Source organism: Fulvivirga sedimenti (genome assembly GCF_020328055.1).
The window spans coordinates 138303-160882 of the sequence record NZ_JAIXNE010000003.1 but is presented as its reverse complement, the minus strand read 5'-3'; the positions used below and the strand labels follow the sequence as shown (position 1 = coordinate 160882).

Annotated in this window: 24 protein-coding genes; 14 read left to right on the top strand and 10 right to left on the bottom strand. The window is 45.3% G+C overall.

The window, feature by feature from the left end; all coding sequences use genetic code 11:
* Positions 1 to 156: 156 nt before the first annotated feature.
* From LDX50_RS13075 to LDX50_RS13050, 6 genes are all read right to left on the bottom strand, one after another.
* Positions 157 to 1032 (bottom strand): metal ABC transporter permease, encoded by an 876-nt coding sequence (locus LDX50_RS13075; RefSeq protein WP_225697742.1) that lies wholly within the window; start codon positions 1030 to 1032, stop codon positions 157 to 159.
* A gap of 1 nt (position 1033) precedes the next feature.
* Positions 1034 to 2323, bottom strand: a complete 1290-nt coding sequence (locus tag LDX50_RS13070; RefSeq protein ID WP_225697741.1) for a metal ABC transporter permease — start codon at positions 2321 to 2323, stop codon at positions 1034 to 1036.
* Positions 2324 to 2325: 2 nt separating this feature from the next.
* Positions 2326 to 3111, bottom strand: coding sequence for a metal ABC transporter ATP-binding protein (locus LDX50_RS13065; RefSeq protein WP_225697740.1), 786 nt, complete (start codon positions 3109 to 3111; stop codon positions 2326 to 2328).
* On the bottom strand, positions 3108 to 4025 hold the full coding sequence (locus LDX50_RS13060; protein WP_225697739.1) for a metal ABC transporter solute-binding protein, Zn/Mn family: 918 nt from the start codon (positions 4023 to 4025) through the stop codon (positions 3108 to 3110). Before LDX50_RS13060 ends, LDX50_RS13065 begins: the two co-directional genes overlap by 4 nt.
* The gene (locus LDX50_RS13055; RefSeq protein WP_225697738.1) at positions 4022 to 4699 is read right to left on the bottom strand and encodes a metal-dependent transcriptional regulator; all 678 of its coding nucleotides are present in this window, start codon (positions 4697 to 4699) and stop codon (positions 4022 to 4024) included. The genes LDX50_RS13060 and LDX50_RS13055 overlap by 4 nt, the downstream gene beginning before the upstream one ends.
* A gap of 126 nt (positions 4700 to 4825) precedes the next feature.
* Complete coding sequence (locus tag LDX50_RS13050) at positions 4826 to 5917, bottom strand: glycosyltransferase (RefSeq protein WP_225697737.1); 1092 nt, start codon at positions 5915 to 5917, stop codon at positions 4826 to 4828.
* Between the two features lie 31 nt (positions 5918 to 5948).
* On the opposite strand from LDX50_RS13050, the gene LDX50_RS13045 reads away from it, so the two are divergent.
* From LDX50_RS13045 to LDX50_RS13020, 6 genes are all read left to right on the top strand, one after another.
* Positions 5949 to 6764, top strand: a complete 816-nt coding sequence (locus LDX50_RS13045; RefSeq protein WP_225697736.1) for a 2,3,4,5-tetrahydropyridine-2,6-dicarboxylate N-succinyltransferase — start codon at positions 5949 to 5951, stop codon at positions 6762 to 6764.
* 34 nt (positions 6765 to 6798) lie between these two features.
* Positions 6799 to 7617 (top strand): DUF3108 domain-containing protein, encoded by an 819-nt coding sequence (locus LDX50_RS13040; protein ID WP_225697735.1) that lies wholly within the window; start codon positions 6799 to 6801, stop codon positions 7615 to 7617.
* Between the two features lie 67 nt (positions 7618 to 7684).
* Entirely contained in the window at positions 7685 to 8416 is a 732-nt protein-coding gene (locus LDX50_RS13035) for an alpha/beta hydrolase (RefSeq protein WP_225697734.1), read from the top strand.
* Between the two features lie 159 nt (positions 8417 to 8575).
* Entirely contained in the window at positions 8576 to 9085 is a 510-nt protein-coding gene (locus LDX50_RS13030) for a tetratricopeptide repeat protein (protein ID WP_255647352.1), read from the top strand.
* A 126-nt stretch (positions 9086 to 9211) separates the two neighbouring features.
* Positions 9212 to 9643 carry a DUF937 domain-containing protein gene (locus LDX50_RS13025; RefSeq protein WP_225697732.1) on the top strand — a complete coding sequence of 144 codons (432 nt, stop codon included), beginning with the start codon at positions 9212 to 9214 and terminating at the stop codon, positions 9641 to 9643.
* A gap of 35 nt (positions 9644 to 9678) precedes the next feature.
* Positions 9679 to 10083, top strand: coding sequence for a DUF4332 domain-containing protein (locus LDX50_RS13020; protein ID WP_225697731.1), 405 nt, complete (start codon positions 9679 to 9681; stop codon positions 10081 to 10083).
* A gap of 31 nt (positions 10084 to 10114) precedes the next feature.
* Here LDX50_RS13020 and LDX50_RS13015 read toward each other — a convergent pair whose 3' ends face one another.
* Both LDX50_RS13015 and LDX50_RS13010 read right to left on the bottom strand, forming a co-directional pair.
* Positions 10115 to 11665 (bottom strand): helicase HerA-like domain-containing protein, encoded by a 1551-nt coding sequence (locus tag LDX50_RS13015; RefSeq protein ID WP_225697730.1) that lies wholly within the window; start codon positions 11663 to 11665, stop codon positions 10115 to 10117.
* A gap of 9 nt (positions 11666 to 11674) precedes the next feature.
* Entirely contained in the window at positions 11675 to 12565 is an 891-nt protein-coding gene (locus LDX50_RS13010) for a 3-hydroxybutyryl-CoA dehydrogenase (protein ID WP_225698745.1), read from the bottom strand.
* Positions 12566 to 12705: 140 nt separating this feature from the next.
* Here LDX50_RS13010 and mscL point away from each other — a divergent pair, with 140 nt between their 5' ends.
* Both mscL and LDX50_RS13000 read left to right on the top strand, forming a co-directional pair.
* Positions 12706 to 13113 carry a large-conductance mechanosensitive channel protein MscL gene (gene mscL / locus LDX50_RS13005; RefSeq protein ID WP_225697729.1) on the top strand — a complete coding sequence of 136 codons (408 nt, stop codon included), beginning with the start codon at positions 12706 to 12708 and terminating at the stop codon, positions 13111 to 13113.
* 44 nt (positions 13114 to 13157) lie between these two features.
* Positions 13158 to 14003: a CvfB family protein gene (locus LDX50_RS13000; protein WP_225697728.1), complete on the top strand. Its 846-nt coding sequence runs from the start codon at positions 13158 to 13160 to the stop codon at positions 14001 to 14003.
* On the opposite strand, the gene LDX50_RS12995 is transcribed toward LDX50_RS13000, so the two are convergent.
* Both LDX50_RS12995 and LDX50_RS12990 read right to left on the bottom strand, forming a co-directional pair.
* Positions 13984 to 14352 (bottom strand): hypothetical protein, encoded by a 369-nt coding sequence (locus tag LDX50_RS12995; RefSeq protein WP_225697727.1) that lies wholly within the window; start codon positions 14350 to 14352, stop codon positions 13984 to 13986. The genes LDX50_RS13000 and LDX50_RS12995 overlap by 20 nt on opposite strands.
* Entirely contained in the window at positions 14349 to 15581 is a 1233-nt protein-coding gene (locus LDX50_RS12990; protein WP_225697726.1) for a sterol desaturase family protein, read from the bottom strand. The genes LDX50_RS12995 and LDX50_RS12990 overlap by 4 nt, the downstream gene beginning before the upstream one ends.
* A gap of 68 nt (positions 15582 to 15649) precedes the next feature.
* Here LDX50_RS12990 and LDX50_RS12985 point away from each other — a divergent pair, with 68 nt between their 5' ends.
* The 6 genes from LDX50_RS12985 to LDX50_RS12960 all read left to right on the top strand — a co-directional run bounded on the left by LDX50_RS12985 (position 15650) and on the right by LDX50_RS12960 (position 22510).
* Positions 15650 to 16072 carry a hypothetical protein gene (locus LDX50_RS12985; RefSeq protein WP_225697725.1) on the top strand — a complete coding sequence of 141 codons (423 nt, stop codon included), beginning with the start codon at positions 15650 to 15652 and terminating at the stop codon, positions 16070 to 16072.
* A gap of 165 nt (positions 16073 to 16237) precedes the next feature.
* Complete coding sequence (locus LDX50_RS12980; protein WP_225697724.1) at positions 16238 to 18103, top strand: DNA topoisomerase IV subunit B; 1866 nt, start codon at positions 16238 to 16240, stop codon at positions 18101 to 18103.
* A gap of 47 nt (positions 18104 to 18150) precedes the next feature.
* Positions 18151 to 18780, top strand: coding sequence for a SatD family protein (locus LDX50_RS12975; RefSeq protein WP_225697723.1), 630 nt, complete (start codon positions 18151 to 18153; stop codon positions 18778 to 18780).
* Positions 18773 to 19120 (top strand): hypothetical protein, encoded by a 348-nt coding sequence (locus LDX50_RS12970; RefSeq protein ID WP_225697722.1) that lies wholly within the window; start codon positions 18773 to 18775, stop codon positions 19118 to 19120. Before LDX50_RS12975 ends, LDX50_RS12970 begins: the two co-directional genes overlap by 8 nt.
* Position 19121: 1 nt before the next feature.
* Positions 19122 to 21833, top strand: coding sequence for a DNA gyrase/topoisomerase IV subunit A (locus tag LDX50_RS12965; protein ID WP_225697721.1), 2712 nt, complete (start codon positions 19122 to 19124; stop codon positions 21831 to 21833).
* Positions 21833 to 22510, top strand: a complete 678-nt coding sequence (locus LDX50_RS12960; RefSeq protein WP_225697720.1) for a TrmH family RNA methyltransferase — start codon at positions 21833 to 21835, stop codon at positions 22508 to 22510. The genes LDX50_RS12965 and LDX50_RS12960 overlap by 1 nt, the downstream gene beginning before the upstream one ends.
* Positions 22511 to 22580: the final 70 nt, after the last annotated feature.

Here is a 22580-nt window from a genome sequence, read left to right as displayed (position 1 = left end):
CTGTATCCTGTATCCTGTATCCTGTATCCTGTATCCTGTATCCTGTATCCCGTATCCCGTATCCTGTATCCCGTATCCCGTATCCTGTATCCTGTATCCCGTATCCTGTATCCTGTATCCCGTATCCTGTATCCTGTATCCTGTATCCTGTATCCCCTAAACGCTCGCCTCTGCACCCAACTGCATATTCCTTTTTCGCTGATATAAATGATAAACAAAGGCCATGGCAAAGAATAATCCGGCGACAGATGCCATGCCACCGGCAATGCTGCCGTCGAAGGCAGCGCCCAGGTAATAACCGCCTATGGAAATGAGTATGGCGATGACCACCGTGATCATCATCATGCGGTCCAGGCGATCGGTGAGCAGGTAGGCCGTGGCAGGAGGGGCGATCAGGAATGCTACTACCAGGATAGCACCAACTGTCTCGAATGATGCGACCGTAGTGAGCGAAACAGCCCCCATCAGCAGGTAATGCCATAGGCCGGTTGAAATTCCGATTGCGGCCGCGTACGCAGGATCGAATGTCGTGATATATAATTCCTTGTACCCGATCGTGATGAAGGCAATGACCAGTACGAGTATACCTCCGCTGATGTACATCGCACGAGGTCCCATGATCAAACCGTCGGGAAGGATCCACAAATCAATCGGGACGTAGGCAATTTCTCCGTACAGCACACATTCCTGATCGAGGTCGACCTTGCCCGCGAGTGCGGAAATCAGGATCACACCGATGGCGAACATGACCGTGAAGGTCACCCCGATGGATGCATCCGTCTGTAGTTTCCCCTTTTTATGGAAGAATTCGATTAGAAATGTGGTGAGTATTCCAATTGAACCGGCGCCGATGAGCATGGGGAGTGATTCGCGGGAACCCGTTATCAGAAACGCGATCACAATGCCGGGCAGGACGGCATGGGAAATGGCATCGCCAATCATGGCCATTTTTCGCAGGATAAGAAAACATCCCAACAGGCCGCACGAAATGGCCACGAGAGATCCGGTGAATATGATTTGTAGTGCCTGCATATCAATAGGGGATTTCTGATTGGTGAGGATCTACCTTTGGATAATCAAGCAATTTCTCAAGTCTCGCTTCAAGCTCCGGCGTAAGAATATGCTCGATGGTATCTGCATCATCATGCACATGATCGGGGGCAATCCGCAGGTATTGAGTTAGGTACAATTCCCAGAGACGATGCAGTTTTACAGTTCTCTTTCCTTTATTCATCCCATCTGTGGTGAATGCATAACCAGATGGTGATCGTACAATAAATCCGTCCCTGGAAAGTCGTTTGAGTCCGCTAAGCAGCTCTTCCTTTTCAAAAGACCGCAGGGCAAGCAGGTCCTCCAGTGAGCGGGACTCTTCGAAATTGCCGTCGCGTTCACCCAGGTTATAGAATGTCTTCAGAATATTCTCGTCTGTCATTGAGTGCCGGATCCTGCGGCTGACAAGCAGTCGGTGAAGTATTCCTTTACCAGGTGCGAAGAAGAACGAGAAAAATGCTATGGCCGAAACGACCACAACAATCCAGGGGCCCGTTGGCATGGATGGAGCAGTATAGCTGATAAAGGCACCAGCGAAGCCGCTTACTGCTCCGAAAATGGCAGCCAGGATGACCATTACATGGACATTCTCAGTCCAGAATCGTGCAGCTGCCGCGGGTGTGATCAGCATGGCAGCCATGAGAACGACTCCTACGGCCTGAATTCCAATCACAACTGCCAGAACGGTGAGTGTGGTGAGCACCAATTCAATCGCACGGATGGGAATCCCGATTGTCGCTGCAAAATCTGCATCAAAGGCTAAAATGGTGAGCTCCTTGAAAAGAAAGAAAACAGTTATAAGGAGCAGGAATGCAGTAATGGAAAAGACGATCAGATCCTGACCAATCAGGGAGGCCGCCTGTCCGAACAGGAACGCATCCAGTCCCGATTGCGCCGCATTACCGCTTTTCTGGATAATGGTTAAAAGAAAAATTCCGATACCAAAGAAAACAGAGAGAGTAAGGCCGATTGCGGTATCTTCTTTTATTTTACTGTTGGCACGGACGTAATCAATGATCACAAGCGACAGCCACCCGGTCGCAAAGGCCCCGGGAATGAGTATCAGGGGATTTTTTTCACCCCAAACCAAAAACGAGAGACAAACTCCGGGCAGTACCGAATGGGCGACAGCATCACCTACAAGTGCTTTTTTCTTGAGAAAGGTGAAGGTGCCTACCACCGCCGATGTTGCCGTAAGCAATATGGCGCCGATGACGACATACCGTACGTTCGGGTCGGAAAAGGTGAAGAATGACAAAATATCCTTATCCATGGCTACGGGTTTTCTCTGTGTGGAAAACGTTTCTTTTGCATCAGGTCACCTACATCTGAGAGCAGGGTAAGTTTACCGCCATAGGTTTCCTGGAGAAGTTCCTGTGTGAACGTATCTTTTGTCGGACCATACGCGGTGAGCCGCATATTCAAAAGTATCACCCAGTCGAAGTAAGTCGTTACCGACTGCAGATCATGATGAACCACGATAATGGTCTTGCCTTGCTGCGTCATTTCACGAAGAAGGGTAATGATCGTTTTTTCCGTGGCAGCATCCACTCCAGCGAACGGTTCATCCATCAGGTAGATATCGGCCTGCTGTGCCAGGGCCCTGGCGAGAAATACACGCTGCTGCTGTCCGCCGGATAACTGGGAGATCTGCCTTCCTGCGTAAGCCTCCATTCCAACCTGCCTGAGTGCGTCCATGGCTGCCATCATATCGGCCTTTCGGGGCCGTTTGAATAACCCTAGTTTTCCGTAGCGCCCCATCAGCACCACATCTTTCACCGATGCGGGGAAGTCCCAATCCACCGATTCGCGCTGTGGAACATAGCTTACCCGTTGCCGGATCTCTTCCAGCGGCTGATCAAACAGGCGGATAAACCCGCTCGTATTGGGGAGAAGGCCCATTACTGCTTTGATAAGGGTCGATTTGCCCGCTCCGTTGGGACCTACAATACCAACCAGTTTACCCTCGGGGATTTTCAGATCGATATCCCAAAGGACCGGTTTGCGGTCGTATGCCACGGTAAGATCATGTACTTCGAGCGCTATATTTTTGTTTTTCATAGGAGTGAATCAACAATTGTGTTAACATTCGACTGCACCATTCCCACATATGTGCCTTCTGGAGTTCCCTCGGCACCCATTGCGTCGGAAAACAGGTTGCCGCCGATTCTGACATCAAAACCGCGTTCACGACAACCGGCTACTACAGCATCGATACTGCGCTTCGGAACGGAGGTTTCGACAAAAACTGCCTTTACACGGTTTTCTACAATATAATTTACCAGGTCTGATACATCTTTTAAACCGAATTCCGAAAGGGTAGATAATCCCTGCAGTCCGCGTACAGTGAAACCATAGGCGTCACCAAAATACCCGAAGGCATCGTGGGCGGTAACAAGGATCCGGGAAGAGGGGGGGAGTTCTTCAATGCGCATTCGTACCCATTGATCCAGTTGAGTGAGCTCATTGAAATAAGCATCAGCATTTTGCTTGAAGTACATTGACTTATCTGGTTGAATATCAGATAGTATAATTTCAATAGAGCGTATCGCATCCCGCCAAAGCAGTACGTTAAACCAGAGATGCGGATCATAGGTGCCTGCAAAACCTGCAGCTTCGCGCAGCCGTTCTTCATCCAGGCTTTCGCCAATGGCAATGACCCGTTTCTGGCGCGACAACTTTTCGAGGACTTCACCCATTTTACCTTCAAGATGAACCCCGTTATAAAAGATGATGTCTGCCTCAATTAACTTTTTCAGATCCCCCTGGGTGGCTTTGTAGAGGTGCGGGTCAACTCCCGGTCCCATCAGTGATTCCACACGAACGGAGTCGCCGCCTATGTTGGTTACCGCATCGGCAATCATGCCGGTGGTGGTAACGATGTACAGCTGACCGTCACTGATAACCTGGTCCTGCACCCGTCCGCATCCTGCGAATACAACGATTAGCAGTAGATATGACAGGAATGATTTCATATTCGCACCCTTTGAACCCACAGGTTTCCGGCTACCTGTTGTGAAATGAATATTGTATTGGTGTCGTTCACCCGAATCTCCAGGGAATTGTCGTAGGCCACCTGATCCACAATACGTATGAATGAACCGATAGAGATGCCTGTTTTATCGAGATATTGCAGAAAGGCACTTGATGTATCCCTTACAGCGGTAACCTTACCTGCCTCGCCCGGCCTGAGCTCCAGCAACTGGACCTGCTGTACGTCGGCTATTTCACCGTCTTCGGTGGGAATGGGGTCCCCATGGGGGTCAAATCTCGGGCTCCCCAAATATTCATCCAGGCGTTTTATGAGGAGCTGGGACTGGATGTGTTCCAGTTGTTCAGCCACTTCATGCACCTCGTCCCAGTTGAAACGCAGCTTCTCCACCAGGAAAGTTTCCCAAAGCCGGTGCTTACGGATGATACGTAGCGCCAGCGTGGTTCCCGATTCGGTGATCATTACCCCATAGTACTTTTTATAGCTGATCAGTTTTTTAGAGGCAAGACGCTTTAACATGTCTGTTACAGACGCGGCCCTTGTGTTCATGGCTTCGGCGATGGCATTGGTCGATACCGGTTTGCCCGTCTCAGAGTAAAGATGGTAGATCGACTTCAGGTAGTTTTCCTCGGCGAGGCTTAATTCGATTAACGACATATTCAAATATAGATATTTAGACGAATCTAAAAAATATTTAAGATGTATAAAAATTGATGAATTATACCATTTGTATCCCAATTTAAGCTTAACTCAAGTAAAGTTAAAGTCATTAATAGCTGTATTTCAGCTGTTTAGTAAATTATCTACAAGCGCCCTGAAATCCAGGGCTTCATGCTCCCAATGAACTTCGGCCCCGGGTTTATCCATATAGAATCGGGAATCTGCCAGTTCTTTAATCAGCTGTTCAGGATCCGATTTATAGACGACAGACGCCCGATAGGTATCGCAGAATGACTTCCATATGCTACTGTACTTAATAAAAACAATGGGGATTTCGTGCGCCAGGTATTCATAAAGCTTAGAGGGCATTTTATCGTAAACCCAGGATTCGTAACTGATGACGGCAGCATCAGCTTTCACGAGTGTTCTCAGGATCTGATCGTAGGGTAATGGTGCTTCGCTGATATTTGCTTCGATCCAAGGATATTTTGTGATCCTGTTCCTTAGCTTATTGAGAAACGAGGTGTCAAAACTATTTCCGCAAATCAGCAATCGAGCCGAGGGATCGATCTTCCTGACTTGTTCAACCATTTCAATACATTCTGATATACCGGTATGGTTTGCAAGTGTACCAGTAAAAACAAATGTGAGTGGATTACGGGCAGTTCCTGGAAAAGTTGCGGATTCAGGCATAATGGCCTTGTTTTCCAGTATTGTCGCCTTGTTCCGTGTGAAAGCCAGTTGATCTGCATAACATCGCTCGGCAAGAATGTAATGATCGATGAATTTAACAGAACCTGTTTCCTTGCGACGGGTTAACCTGGCCAGGGGCCGACTGAAGAAATGTTTCCGGTGAAGGATATTTTGATAATAATTCTCGCGGACATCATAAATGATCCTGAGATCTTTATTTTTCAGTCTTTTGGCCATACCCAGTAATTCATGGGTGTTGATGATCAGCAGATCTGGCTCAAGACGCCTAATTAATTTCTCGATTTTAGTGGTTATCAATAACCGTTTAAGGCTTTTTCTTGGGAAGGGCTCAAGGGGGATGAAGTTGATTTCCGGGTCAATTATAGGCGCTTTGCCCGGGAACCCTATTATATTTACGTCATATTTGCCGGAAGGCACAAGCGATTTTGCCAGCTTAAGATATGTGCGCGGGTCATCGACCGGTTTCAGCACCGAAGCAAAAACAATTCGCTTACGTTTCATATTACAGTATAAAGATAAACCTACGTTGTTAATGGACAATAAAAAAGAAATCATTGAGAAGGCATGGGCAGACCGTGCATTACTAAAAGAAAAGGATGTACAGGAGCTTATCAGGTCGGTAATTGAGGACCTGGATAAGGGTGATTTGCGTGTAGCAACCCCAGGAGCTGAGGAATGGACCGTGAATGAATGGATAAAGAAAGCCGTAATCCTTTATTTTCCAATCCAGCAAATGCAGACGGTAGAGGTTGGTCCGTTTGAATTTCACGATAAAATACCCCTCAAACGAAATTATCAGCAGCTTGGCGTACGAGTTGTCCCGCATGCGGTAGCCCGGTATGGGGCTTATATTAGTCCGGGAGTCGTCCTCATGCCATCCTATGTAAACATTGGCGCCTATGTCGATGAGGGTACAATGGTGGATACCTGGGCCACAGTAGGAAGCTGCGCGCAAATCGGAAAGCATGTACATCTCAGTGGTGGCGTTGGTATAGGTGGGGTACTGGAACCAGTTCAGGCGGCGCCTGTAATCGTGGAAGACAACGCATTCATCGGATCGCGTTGCATTATCGTCGAAGGGGTTAGAATTGGGAAAGAGGCCGTCCTGGGTGCAAATGTGACGCTTACGGGCAGTTCTAAGATCATCGATGTAACCGGGAGTGAGCCCGTTACGTATCAGGGGTATGTGCCACCCCGTTCTGTTGTAATCCCAGGAAGTTATACGAAGAAGTTTCCCGCGGGAGATTACCAGGTGCCATGTGCCTTGATCATTGGACAACGGAAGGAGAGTACCGACAAGAAAACCTCTTTGAATGAGGCATTGAGAGAAAATAATGTAGCGGTTTAGCCGTTTGGCATATTAGTTGTTCATCTTACCACAGATGAAAAGTTTTATAATTCAGATATCGGCCACATTGTGTGCGGTAATTTTGTTTACCGCCGCATCTCCCCGCGTTTATCAACCGGTGGATCATGACAGTTTTGGTCCGGGTGAAGAGCTTCAATATCGTGTTTCCTTTGGAATAATCGGTATTGGTGATGCCAGGATGGTCATCGACAGGGAGGTTCGTAGTGTCAATGACCGGCCCGTGTACAAGGTGGATGTCTATGGTAAAACGACTGGAATGGTTGACTGGGTAGCACGTGTGGATGATCATTGGGGTTCCTATGTGGATACCAGCGCATTGGTTCCCCACATCAGCTACCGGAATATCCAGGAAGGAAATTATCGGAAAAATGAGATCACCCGGTTTTATCATGACCGGGGTGTTATTGAAACCCGTACACTGGATCAGAAAACAGGAAAATATAAAGAACCTAAAGTCTTTCATAATCAGCGCCGGGAGATCAGGGATATGCTGGCTGGCTACCTCTACCTGAGGACCGTGGATTTCTCAGGTATGAAAAAGGGTGATTCGTTTGAAATCAGCGGATTCCTGGAGGATACCTTCTATGATATGAAAATGGTATATGGCGGAGTTGAAAGGATTAAGACCAAAGCGGGGAAATTCAGGGCCATTAAACTGGTACCTGTTATGCCTGAAGGTGGTGTGTTCGACGGTGAGAAATCTGTGACATTATGGATTTCAGCTGATGAAAACAAAGTTCCGCTAAAGATTGAAGCAAAAATGTTCGTGGGTAATACAACCCTTGAATTAAGCGGATTCAACAATTTGAGACATCCGGTTTCAGGATTGTAATTTTCCTGATGTAAGAATTTAACCATATCTACCTAACTGCTTTCATTTCAATTTTGTATAATAGCACATGCTTTTAATTGTATTGGCCATATTAAGTCTTCCGTTGCCGGGTAAGGAAACCATTACGTTTCCGTCATCAGACGGTGTGACCATTACAGCAGACCTGTATGCTCCACATTCCAAAGATGCCCCGATGATCATCCTGTTTCATCAGGCAGGCTGGAGCAGGGGTGAGTATAATGAAATTGCTCCAAAGCTGAATGAAATGGGGTATAACTGCCTGGCAGTGGATTTAAGGGCCGGGGGTAGCATCAATGGCGTGATCAATCAGACCCATGAATCCGCTAAAGGTCTTTATAAAGAAACGCGGTATATCGACGGACTTCAGGATATTGAAACCTCGATTCAGTATGCCAGAAAAAATCTGAGTACCGGGAAATTGATCATCTGGGGCAGCTCGTTCAGCGCAGCCCTCGTTTTAAAGGTAACGGGTGATCATCCGGAATGGGTTGATGCTGCGGTTGCGTTTTCACCGGGAGAATATTTTACATCGCAGGGGCAATCACGCGATTATATTTCCAGTAGCGCTGCAAACATTACTAAACCCGTTTTCATCACTTCTGCCCATAATGAAAAGAGCAATTGGTGGGGAATTTATGTGGCAATATCGGATATGGACAAAAGCTATTTCTGGCCCAATACGACAGGAAATCACGGTTCGCGTGCACTTTGGTCGAAGTTTCCGGATTCGGCGGATTACTGGGAAAAGGTGAAATCTTTTCTGGAATCGGTAAAATAATCAGTTTTTGATCTATAAATTTGCAGGAAGTGGCCTTTTCCTGCCACTTTTTTTGTTATCGAGCGTAGTATACTTATGAGACAATTTGTTTTTATTTTTTTAACCTGGGCCTTATGCCTTACGGGATGTTCCAATGATCAGTCAGAAATAGGAGACCGTATGTTTCGTAAAGGCAATTATGAACAGGCCATTGCTGCATATACAGAATACCTTCGATTGAATCCGAGTGATATTAAAACTATATATAACCGGGGCAGGGCATACCAGGAACTGGGTAAGAATGAAAAAGCACTGGAGGATTTTCAGCGGGTGATTAAGGAAGACCCGCTCAATGTGAATGCGCTGCTGAGTGTATCCAATGATTATTTTAACCGCCTGCGCGACTACGAGAACGCCATTTTCTATGCGGATAAGGTCCTGAAAGCTAATCCGAATGCCATTGCATTTACTGTGAAAGGCAAATCTTATCAAAAAATGGGTAAGCTCACCGAGGCAATGGCAGCCTACAATGACGCATTGAGCACCAACGATTCCTATGCTGACGCATACCTTTCCAGGGGAAGCTTGTTCATTTACCTCAACCAGTACAACAAAGCGTGTTCAGATTTTCAAAGAGCCAAGGCGCTTGATCAGGAAGTCTCCCAATACATCGAGAAATATTGCAAATAATCCGCCTAATGCGGTGAGGATTATAATTTAGGACATTTGGATGTTGATATATTTAAGGTTAATGGCTAACTTCCAGTCTCTTAACCTTCATCAACCATTTATGGTAAACATTCTAAACCCTAAATTATGCTCGATGATTTAATCAAAAGCCTGGATGGCGATGTAGGTAAACAACTCACAAATCTGGGTATCCCATCAGACAAGACTTCAGATGTTCTGTCGATGGCGACTTCCGCACTCACAGATCAATTCCAGCAAAATGCCAAAAGCGGTGACATGTCTGGCATGTTAAATCTGTTTAATGGCAACCAGGCCATTGGAAGCAGTTCACTGGTCGATGGTATGGTTGGAAATTTTGCAAGCCAGATAGCCTCAAAGCTTGGCATCTCGCCTGAAATTGCCAAAAGTGCTGCTGCCATGCTCATTCCCATGTTATTGTCGAAACTTGACTCAAGTACCCCGTCGTCGGGGCTAACTGAAGATCATCTATCGCAAATTCTGGGGGGCGAACAGAGTATGGGAGGTATAACGGACGCCCTGAAGGGATTATTTAACTGAGAAACTAAATCAAACAATTATAATAATTACATACTATGGCTAAAATTTCGGATATCGAAGGAATAGGCCCTGCATTGGAGAAGAAGCTCGCAAAGGCAGGCATTAAATCAGTAAATGGACTTTTGAAGACATGCTGTGACAAAAAGGGACGTAAGGCAGTGGCTGAAACTACTGGCATTGATGAGTCTAAACTCCTCAAGTTTGCCAACATGGCCGACTTATATCGTGTGAAAGGGGTAGGAAGCGAATACTCAGAATTATTGGAAGCAGCAGGTGTGGATACCGTAAAGGAATTGAGAACACGCAAGCCTGAGAATCTGCACGCTAAAATGGTTGAAGTGAACGCTAAGAAGAAACTGGTGCGTCAGCTTCCTTCATTGTCCAAGGTTCAGGCGTTCGTTGAACATGCGAAAACGCTTGACCCTGTAATCACTCACTAATTAATTTTAGTACAAAAGGCTGAAGCACCTCTCACCAAAGGGAGGTGCTTCTTCTTTTTCTGCGTGGTTTCACTCCAAGCGCCCCCATCAGTCCCCTTGAGATTTCCCGCATGAGGGTGTTGCCCAATTGACGAACCATTGTATTCTTCGACAACTGTTCCACCAGTGATTCATCATTGGAAGATTCTGACTTTTTGGTAGTTTTTTTCGTCTCGGGTTCCGGAGCAGCTGCAGCCTCGATTTTCTCATTTAACAATTCATAGGCACTTCTGCGATCGATCTCCTCATTGTACTCATCAAGTATCTCCGATTTTGAAATAATCTTTTTTAGCTCATCATCTGTAAGTATACCCATGCGTGATCTTGGGGCCGACATCAATACTGCCGCCAACGGGGTGGGTATACCTTTTTCATTCAGCACGGTAACAAGTGCTTCACCAATACCCAATGTGGTAAGCAGTTCATCGATGTCATAATACTCGGAAGGAGGAAAATTTTCTGCCACAAGTTTGATCTTCTTACGATCGCGTGCGGTGAACGCCCGTAAGGCATGCTGTACGCGGAAGCCAAGCTGACTCAATATGTTTTCAGGTATGTCATCCGGCACCTGGGTACAGAAATAGATACCCACACCTTTGGAACGAATGAGTTTAATGATCGAGTCGAGCTGATCCAACAGTGCGTCTGAAGCCTCCTTGAAAAGAAGGTGAGCCTCATCAATGAACATGATCAGCCTGGGTTCATCTGAATCACCCTGTTCAGGGAACGTCGAGTAAATCTCAGCCAGCAGGCAGAGCATGAAGGTTGAAAACAGCTTTGGACGATCCTGAATATCCACAAGACGTAATACACTGATCATTCCTCTTCCGTCCTTGTCGGTGCGTAGCAGATCGGCCGGATCGAACGACCGTTCACCAAAGAAACGTTCTGCTCCCTGCTGTTCTAGCTCGATGATCTTCCGGGTGATCGTTCCAACCGAAGCCGTAGATATTCTTCCGTATTCTTTTTCAACGCTTTCCTTTCCTTCATCGGTCACATATTGAAGAATCTTTTTCAAATCCTTCAGATCCAGCAGGGGCAATTTATTGTCATCACAATATTTGAATACAAGGGCCATAATACCCGACTGTGTATCATTGAGTTCAAGCATCTTGCTGAGCAACACGGGCCCGAATTCAGAAACAGTTGCACGGAGCCGCACACCGGCTTCATCCGACAGTGTGAGGGGCTCTATCGGGAATCCCTGCTGCACATATTCTATACCGATATGCGCCATTCGCTCGTCAATCTTGGGGTGAGGGGAGCCCGGTGCAGCAAGCCCGCTAAGGTCTCCCTTAATGTCCATGAGTAAGACAGGTACGCCCTGTTCAGAGAGCGCTTCGGCCATTACCTGCAGACTTTTGGTCTTTCCGGTACCGGTAGCGCCAGCAATCAGGCCATGGCGGTTCATGGTTTTAAGAGGGGCCTTTATTAAAGCCTTATCAAGGGGAGCACCATCGATCATCGCGGTTCCCAGGACAATTTCTCTTCCTTTATTGGTATGCGCCTTTTCGATGATGGAGCGAAAGTCTTCCTTACTCATATGTTAATGTTATTTTTTGAACTGCGATGCGACGATTAATTCCTTTGTTTTATGGCTCCAGTCATAAAATCCGCTGCCACTTTTAACGCCTTTATGTCCGGCAGTAACCATATTCACCAATAATGGACATGGCGCATATTTAGGATTGCCAAGCCCGTCGTGGAGCACATGGAGGATTGATAGACAAACATCAAGGCCGATGAAATCTGCCAGCTGCAACGGGCCCATCGGGTGTGCCATACCAAGTTTCATGACCGTATCGATCTCTTCCACGCCAGCCACACCTTCAAACAGACTGTATATTGCCTCGTTGATCATTGGCATCAGAATACGATTTGCAACAAATCCGGGATAGTCATTCACTTCAACCGGAACCTTGCCCAGTTTTTCAGAAAGGTCCATTATCGTATTTGTGGTGGCATCCGTGGTATTGTAGCCACGTATAACCTCAACTAACTTCATCACTGGAACAGGGTTCATGAAATGCATTCCGATCACCTTATCCGGACGATTGGTTACAGCAGCAATTTTCGTAATGGAAATCGAGCTGGTATTGGTGGCAAGAATCGTATGGTCAGAACAAAATTTATCCAGATCACGGAATATATTTAATTTGAGTTCAACATTTTCGGTAGCAGCCTCAACCACCAGATCCGCTTTTGCAACACCTTTTTCCAACGCTGTTTCAGTTGAAATTCGTAACAGTGTTTCCTGTTTCTGGCTTTCATTGATCAGTTCCTTATTTACCTGTCGATCAAGGTTCCTGGAAATGGTTGCAAGTCCGCGTTCCAGAGATTCAGCGGATATGTCGATAAGCGTTACCTGAAAACCATTTTGAGCAAAGACATGTGCAATTCCATTTCCCATGGTTCCGGATCCAATTACCGCAATATTTTTCATCATGTGTAGTGTTTTTGATTGGATTCAAATATAGGAAGAAATGAACAGGACGGAATAATCAATTCAACAGTTCATATTTTGCTCCCTCAATATAAATTTAATTTATATATTGGAGACGGTAAATTTTAATCTAACTAACTATGTTCAAAGAATTTAAAGAGTTTATTTCTCGCGGAAACGTTCTGGAGTTGGCAGTAGGTTTGATCATGGCAACCTATTTCGGAGCTATCGTAAAATCATTTGTCGATGATATCATTATGCCTCCTGTAGGAAAGATGATTGCAGGCGTCGATTTTTCTGAGCTGAAACTGAAAATTGGTGAAAATGTACTGGCAGATGGCACGGTGGAAGCTGTTAGCATCAATTATGGTAATTTCATAAATACCATCATTACATTCATTATCGTTTCCTTTGCGGTTTTCATGGTAGTAAAATCGTACAATCGTTTCCTGAAAAAGCAGGAAGAAGCGGCTCCGGCTGCGCCTCCGGCACCCAGCAATGAGGAAAAATTACTGACTGAAATAAGGGATTTACTGAAAAAACAATAACATCAAAGAGCGGTTCAGCCGCTCTTTTTTTTTAACCTTGCAGTATGATTGAAATCGGGAAACATCAGTTGCTTACAGTAAACCGGGAAGTTGACTTTGGTCTTTACCTTGGGGACGGAAATGAGGAAATACTGTTGCCGACCAAATATGTTCCTGATGGACTCAGCATTGGTGATAAACTTCGTGTTTTTGTTTACAAGGATTCCGAAGACCGTCCGATAGCCACTACACTTCAGCCTGCAGGGGAAGTTGGAAGTATTGTTTCCCTGAAGGTAAAGGATAGTAATCCGCATGGCGCCTTTATGGATTGGGGACTGGAGAAGGACCTGTTTGTTCCTAAGCGGGAACAGCATGTTCCATTTCAAGTGGGCAAGTTTTATGTGGTTCGCATCCTGCTTGACCATAAGACTAACCGGCTTATCGGCACCAGCAAGATACGGGCATTCCTGAAAAAAGATGCTGATGGACTTGAAGAAGGGCAAAAGGTAAATCTCTTAATCTATTCTGTTACCGATCTGGGTTTTCAGGCGGTAATTAACGGGACCTATTCCGGTTTGTTATATCGAAGTGAGTGTCCTGTCGAATTTGCCATCGGAACAGAAACGGACGGGTATATCCGCGCAATACGGGAAGATGGAAAAATTGATCTGCGCCTGAGCCTGGGAGGACGTGAGGGTGCTGATGAGCACAGGGAAATGTTGCTGGATGCTTTGCATAAGAATGACGGATATCTTAATCTGACCGATAAATCCAGTCCGGAAGTCATCCAGCAAACACTGGGTATGAGTAAAAAGGCATTTAAAAAAGCCCTGGGTAATTTGTACAGGGACCGGCTGGTACTGCTTGAAAGTGAAGGCGTCCGGCTGGCTGCTAGCGACGATAAAGCATAACTTCTGTGGCCCTGTTGGTGGCTGAAAAGCGAATTTGAAGGTCCATTCCGGAGGTGCTGTCACCTTCTCCACAGTCTGGCCCGGGATCCAGCAAATAGATATAGAATTTCTGATTACGCTTGTACAATTCATTTTTATCCGGTTTTCCCAGCCAGAGCAAAATGGTTTCTTCCGACTGCCCCTTCAGCGCATCGATGAAATCAGGATGCTCCTGCATGAAAAGCGAGCGGTAGCCCATGCATCCGTTACGGTCAGATTTCCATTCATCTTTATCAAGATAACCGGGAGCAGGAGTCGAACTGCAGGCCGAAAGGCCCGCGATGATCAGGATGAAAAGGACATTTTTCATGAAAGACTTACGGATGAAGATTTAAGAGCTCTGTTCAAATAGAAAAACCAACCGGCGGAGACTATGGCATATAGCATGGCAGCCGGCAACAGGTAAAACGGAAAATCTAATGCATAGTGCATAACTGTAACAATGCCTGCCGACAGTGATAAACGAATGAACTCGAATGGCGTAACCCACGAACGGTTTTCCAGCATGCCTCCACAGGATACCACCAGCATGATAATAAGACTTACAATCATTAAATTCTCGTACCAGGCACTTGATTCCATTGTGAAGAGAAATACCGCCGTAATGAGCAACGCGATCACATACTGGGTCATTACATAGGGGATCACACCCCGCTGAAAACGCGGATTATATTTGATGTAGGAAGTGCGATCTACTTCGGGGATTGGCTGCATTCCACCCATTTCTGCAGGAAGCCATCCTGGTTTGTAAAATATATACCGGACTTTATCGCTGGAAGAGGGGATGGCCTTCATTGTTTGCCACATTTGATGGTAATGGGCCAGGTTGACCCACAAAGGGTTCCATGAATTGGTTGGTTTTGTAATTCCATAAACCGGTCTTTCTTCCTCTTCCTGGAAGGTTCCGAACAAACGATCCCAAACAATAAAAACACCCGCATGATTGCGGTCTATATATTTCGGGTCACGACCATGATGTACGCGGTGATGGGAGGGAGTATTGAAAACATATTCCAGCCAGCCCAGTTTTCCGATGGTCTCGGTATGGATCCAGAATTGGTAAACCGTAACGAGCGCAGATACAAATACGAAGGTGGTGGGATTGAAACCTATCAGCGCTAACGGGAGATAGAAACTGAATGTCCATAGGATTTGGAAAGACCCCTGTCGAAGTGCCACTGAAAAATTATAATCCTCACTCTGATGATGTACTACGTGACCGCCCCAGAATAAATTGATCTCATGCGACATTCGGTGCGCCCAGTAATAACAGAAATCCACTGCTATAAATAGTAAAATGAAGGTAAGGGCATTTTCCGGAATGGTGAAAAATCGATATTCGTAGACGAATGCGAAAGCGGCAACGCCCAATACCTTGAAGAAGATATTGGTGAGTTGCTGGGTGACGCCGCAGCTGATATTTGTTATGGCATCGTTGAGCCGGTAAAGCTTGCGTTTTGAGAACCGTTCGATCAGTAATTCAATACCGATCAGCAGGAAATAAATGGGGATGGATAATATAATCGGATTGAAATCCATAGGTGGTTTAAAAACTCAAAATAATTGAAATTAGTTTAAGAATAAAAATATAACTTCGCACAGCTAGGATGTTACGACTTATAAAATTTATTTGGTTGGTTACCCTGTTGGTGGCACTGGGCTCATTGCTCTACACGTATGCGGCGGTGGGTGAAATGCTTACATTCGGGTCCTATACATTTTCAAGGGAATGGTATTTTTACCTGGCTCTGCTAATCCTCGTGATTTTTAATTTTACTTTTTATACCCTATCAAGAAATATGGGCTACCGGGATGAAAAGCTGCGGTCTACGCTCATCAGCTGGCAGCTTAGTTTCGCAGGGGTACTGAATCTCTTCTTTATAACCAGTGTTTTTTTTCTGATGCTGGTCAATAGCGGAGAGGCTTTTGATTACAATAATTTCGGCTACCTGGTATATGTATGCCTCGGGCTCATCGGGCTCTGGATCCTAATGCTGCCATTTGTATTCTCCCGAAAAATACTTAGCTAAGTAGTTTATTGTCCTGATTATAAATACTTAATATACAGGTAATTATATCAGATTAATTCATTTTTTTGTTTAGAAGAACAGCCTGATTAAATCAAAATCATTGCTTGAATAAATGGTGTTTTTCGTGTTTATTCGCTTACAAGCCATGTGTTGAAAAGGAAATTTATGTCTGAAGAAAATCAAGTTCAATATACCGAAGATAGTATCCGGTCACTCGACTGGAAAGAGCACATCAGAATGCGTCCGGGAATGTATATCGGAAAGCTCGGAGACGGATCAGCGCAGGACGACGGAATTTATGTGCTGGTGAAGGAAGTGATCGACAATTGTATTGATGAACATATGATGGGATATGGCAAAACCATCGATGTGAAAATCACCGATCACAGGGTTGAGGTGCGCGACTACGGTCGGGGAATTCCCCTGGGTAAAGTTGTTGACTGCGTGTCGAAGATCAATACCGGGGGTAAATATGATTCCGGGGCATTTCAGAAATCAGTCGGATTGAACGGGGTGGGAACCAAGGCCGTGAACGCGCTGTCGAACTATTTCAAGGTTCAATCTTACAGGGAGGGACAAACGAAGGTTGCTGAATTTAAGCAGGGAGAAATTATTACGGATCACAAAATCGGTTCGTCAAGCGGGAGGAATGGTACCCTGGTCGCATTTGAGCCTGATGGAACCATTTTTAAAAACTTTCATTTTATTCCGGAATACCTGAATGACCTGATCTGGAATTATGTATTTCTGAATGCGGGTCTGACTATAAATTTTAACGGACAAAAATTTCACAGTGAGAATGGGTTGCGTGATCTGCTGGAGCGGAAAACCGATGTCGAAAATATCCGTTATCCCATCATTCATCTCAAGGGCAACGATATAGAACTTGCACTTACCCACAGCAATCAGTACGGCGAAGAATATTACTCCTTTGTGAACGGACAGTACACGACGCAAGGAGGAACGCACCTGGCCGCGCTGCGTGAGGCGCTTGTGAGGACTGTACGTGACTTTTACAAAAAAGACTTTGACGCGACCGACATCCGGGCCAGCGTGGTAGCTGCGATCGCTGTACGTGTTCAGGAACCTGTATTTGAATCTCAGACAAAGACCAAACTGGGTTCACAAAATGTGGCGCCCGACGGACCCACTATGCGAACTTTTGTCAATGATTTTCTGAAGACAGAGCTCGACAATTATTTACACCGGAATCCTCCGGTCGCCGATGCCCTGCTGAAGCGTATTTTGCAATCGGAACGGGAACGCAAGGAGATTGCCGGAATTAAGAAACTGGCCAACGATCGTGCTAAAAAAGCAAATCTTCACAACAAGAAATTACGCGATTGCCGGGTACATTTCAGTGATAAGAGCAAGGAACGTGCAGAGGAGACGATGATCTTCATTACCGAGGGAGACTCGGCCAGCGGGTCTATTACCAAATCAAGGGATGTGGAAACCCAGGCGGTATTCAGTTTGCGTGGTAAGCCCCTGAACTGTTTTAACCTGACGAAAAAAGTAGTGTATGAAAATGAAGAATTCAATCTTCTTCAGCATGCACTGAATATCGAAGACGGTATCGAAGGTCTGCGATACAGAAAAATCATTATCGCCACAGACGCGGATGTCGACGGGATGCACATTCGCCTGTTACTGCTGACATTCTTTCTTCAGTTCTTTCCCGATTTGGTCCGGCATAACCATGTTTACATTCTTGATACGCCTTTATTTCGCGTACGTAACAAGAAGGAAACGATCTACTGCTATTCGGAAGAGGAGAAACGTGCAGCCATCGCCAAGCTTGGGAACAAACCTGAAATTACCCGATTCAAGGGGTTAGGGGAGATCTCACCTGATGAGTTTGGAAAGTTTATCGGTGATGAGATGCGACTGGAACCCATCATCATTAAGAAGGACACAACCATAAAGCAATTGCTGTCATTCTATATGGGTAAAAATACACCGGAACGTCAGGATTTTATTGTGGATAACCTGAGGATTGAAAAAGACCTCGTCGAAGAAACAGCTGCTTAAATTGTAATAAAATTGCAAAATATAAATAATTGTAATTATATTGCAATATGAATTATTTAATAATGATGGCGGATATCATTGGCAGTTCCCGCGAGGAAGGGGCAGCGTTGATGAATGCATTTTCCGGAATTGTAGAAGCGGCTAATAAAAAGTTTGAGTCAGGGATCCTGTCTCCACTGACGATTACGCTGGGTGATGAGTTTCAGGGGATTATTTCAGATGTGCAAACGGCCACAGAAATTATATTTTTTATTGATGAACAGTGCCTGATTGCAGATCCGGTCTTTCGTTTGCGTTATGTATTGCATTACGGCGAGATACAAACCCCTGTTAATACAATCGAATCATACGGAATGCTGGGCCCTGGCCTCACCAGGACACGGGAATTGCTTGGGGAGATCAAAAATGGTGATCTTGAGATAGTTGTATCCGGCCTGTCGGCACCGAACAGTAAACGTCTCGAGTTGGCATTTAGGTTATACCGGGCATTTTATAATGACTGGCATGAAAAGGATTTGTCGGTAGCCTCTGATTTTATTAAGCACCAGGATTACAAGATCCTTTCCTCGATGTATGGCAAAGATCCGTCGACCATGTGGCGGAAAGAAAAAACACTAAAAATGAAAGACTTTTACGCCTCTAGGGAATTGATAACTTTAATGGCAAGCGATGCATAGGGCCTGGATTCATGTCGGATTGATTATTGTCGTTTGTGAATTGCTGGCGGCACTGGTATTTTATTTGCTGGCCCGCTGGAATGCCAAACCCCCTGAAGTGCGTCGATCTTCACGGCTTACCTGGAGAGGTTTATTTAAAGGCTGGGTGGAGCGTGCGTTCCTGGTTTATGCCCTGATAAGTGGCTACCCCCAGGCACTCACATTTTTCGCAGCCCTGAAAATTGCAACCCGCATTAAGGATGACGACCGTATTACCAACGATTTTTATCTCATAGGCAATATTTTATCTGTCTGCCTGGCAATTTTATACTCACAAGTTTTAAGCAAATATTTAGTATAGCATGGATAATCACGAAGAGAACGGAAAACCTGAAAAATATAGTGGTGAGGATCAGATTCATGATGTTATACCTGTATCCGGTATGTACGAGGACTGGTTTCTCGAATATGCGTCCTATGTGATCCTTGAAAGGGCAGTACCTGCGATTGAAGACGGCTTTAAGCCTGTTCAGCGCCGAATTATGCATGCCCTGAAGGAAATGGATGATGGTCGTTTCAATAAGGTCGCCAATGTGATCGGACAAACAATGCAATATCACCCGCATGGTGATGCTTCCATTGGTGATGCCATGGTGAACATGGGTCAGAAGGAACTGCTGATTGAAACCCAGGGTAACTGGGGAGATATTCGTACAGGCGACAGTGCAGCGGCCCCGCGTTACATCGAGGCACGTTTGTCAAAATTTGCTCTTGATGTGGTTTTTAATGCTCAGACCACCAATTGGCAGGTATCTTACGACGGAAGGAAAAGGGAGCCGGTAACCTTTCCGGTTAAATTCCCCCTGCTGCTTGCACAGGGTGTTGAAGGGATTGCAGTTGGGCTTTCCACAAAAATACTTCCGCACAATTTCTGTGAACTGATCAAAGCCTCGATCGATATTCTGAAAGGAAAGAAACCCAAAATTTATCCGGATTTCCCGACAGGGGGCATGGCCGACTTTTCTGATTACAACCAGGGTATGCGGGGTGGTCGCATTAAGGTTCGTGCACGGATTGAGGAATATGATAAGAAGACCCTGGTCATCCGTGACATTCCGTTCAGTACAACGACTACCAACCTCATTGAATCGATCATAAAAGCCAATGATAAGGGTAAGATCAAGATTAAGAAGGTGGTCGACAATACCGCACGGGATGTGGAAATTCTTGTTTCGCTTGCTCCGGGTCAGTCACCCGATATTACCATAGATGCGTTATATGCATTTACCGATTGCGAATTATCCATATCGCCAAATTCATGCGTGATCATTGACGACAAACCTCATTTCATGCCGGTCGGTGAGATTTTACAGCGCAATACGGATCAGACGGTTGACTTACTGACAAGGGAACTTGAAATTCGCCGGCACGAGCTTATGGAGAAGATACTTTTCTCTTCGCTCGAGAAAATATTCATTGAAAACAGAATTTACCGGGATATCGAGGAGTGTGAGACATGGGAGGCGGTTATTTCCACGATCGACAAAGGTTTGGATCCATTTAAGCCTCAGTTCTACCGTGAAATCACGGAGGATGATATTGTACGCCTGACAGAGATCAAAATCAAGCGTATATCCAGGTTCGATTCCTTTAAAGCCGATGAATTATTGAAAAGGCTTCAGGATGAACTGGCAGAAACGGAATACAACCTGGCCAACATCACTGAATATGCCATCAATTACTATCAGGGACTCCTGGAGAAGTATGGAAAGGGACGTGAGCGCAAAACTGAAATTCGTTCTTTCGACGCGATTAATACAACCGTGGTAGCCGCCAACAATCAGAAGCTTTACGTGAACAGGGCTGATGGATTCGTTGGTTACGGACTGCGTAAGGATGAGTTTGTTTGTGACTGTTCAGACCTGGATGATATCATTGTCATCCGTAAAGATGGTAAATGTATGGTCTCCCGGATTGCAGAAAAGGTCTTTATGGGCAAGGATATTCTGCATGTAGGTGTTTGGAAAAAGGGTGATGACCGGATGACCTATAATATGATCTACCTGGACGGAAAAACCGGCAGGTCCATGGTAAAAAGGTTCCAGATCACTGCCATTACCCGGGATAAGGAATATGACCTCACAAAAGGCCATAAGAATTCACGCGTCCTTTACCTGAGCGCCAATCCGAATGGAGAGGCAGAAATTGTGACAGTGAAACTCACATCAGGATCCAAAGCCCGAATCAAAATCTTTGATTATGATTTCTCAGAACTTGAAATAAAAGGGCGTGGCGCAGGAGGAAATATATTAACGAAATATCCGGTGAGGCGTATTGACCTGAAAGCCGAGGGCGTTTCCACGTTGAGTGGCCTCGATATCTGGTACGACGATTCGGTAGGCAGGCTCAATAAAGATGAACGTGGACGTCATATTGGAAACTTTAATGGTGATGACAGTATTCTTGTCATTTATAAGGATGGTTCTTACGAGCTCACCTCATATGAACTCACCAATCGATATGAGCCTGAAAAAATTATCCTAATTGAGCGATTTGATTCCGAAAAGGTTATTTCTGCGGTCTATTATGACGGCGAAAGCAAAACTTATTATGTGAAGCGTTTTCAGATCGAAACATCCACTCTTAACAAGCGGTTTGGATTTATCAGCGAAGCCGGGGGCTCCAAATTATTGCTGGCATCCACGGCAGAATCTGTTGAGGTTGAAGTTTCTGTTCAGAAACCAAAGTCGAAATCGCATGATAAGGAAATCGTGAAGCTCGAGGATATCATCGATGTTAAGGGATGGAAAGCGATCGGGAATAAACTTTCCTCCGAAAAAGTAAAAAAAGTAGAGTTACTTTCAGAAAGCGGAACAGATACAGCTAAGAAAAAAAAGGATAAGGCCCCTTCAAAGGCTGAAAGTGAACCAAAGGAGGACAAACCTGATAATAATGAATCGGGTTCTGAAATAAAGGAGATTGAGAATAAGGAGCCGAAGAAATCGGGTGGAAGTGGAAAAGGTAAGGAAGAAGGAGGTTACAATATCGGTGAAACCATAGAATTTGATTTTTAATGAACAGGGAAGACCGTCTGCTACTGGAATATTTCAGCGGTTTTGTAAGTGAATCACGGAAAGAGCTGATGGACCAGGTACTTTCAGACCGGACAAGACAGGTCACAGTTGTTCTGGAAGATATTTACCAGTCACAAAATGCCAGTGCAGTCGTGCGCACATGTGATTGCTTCGGGATACAGGATCTTTACATTATTGAAAACCGGCATGAATATAACCTCAATCCACGTGTTGTTCACGGCGCTTCCAAATGGATTAATATGTACCGGTTCAATACTTCCGAGAATAATACATCGGAATGTCTGACTTTATTGAAGCAGAAAGGTTATACAATTGTCGGCACTACCCCTGATAAAACCGCCATGTCTATTTATGATCTGGATCCGGAGGTAAAACCAGCGATTTTATTCGGAACCGAGGCACTTGGATTATCTGAAACAGCCATTGATTTATGTGATCAGATGGTTACCTACCCAATGTACGGATTTACAGAAAGTCTGAATATTTCAGTGAGCGTTTCGTTATGTTTGAGTGCGGTGATACCCGCATTGCGAAATTCCTCGGATTCGTGGCAATTAACTGATGCCGAAAAGGATGAGCTTCGATTATCCTGGTACCGGCAGTCGGTAAATCGTTATGACATACTGGAAAGAGAATTTCTCAAAAAGTTGAAATAAGTTATTAGGTTTACGGTGTATGGTTAGGCGGATAATTAAAGTTGCAGGAATTCTCACGGGTATCGTAATT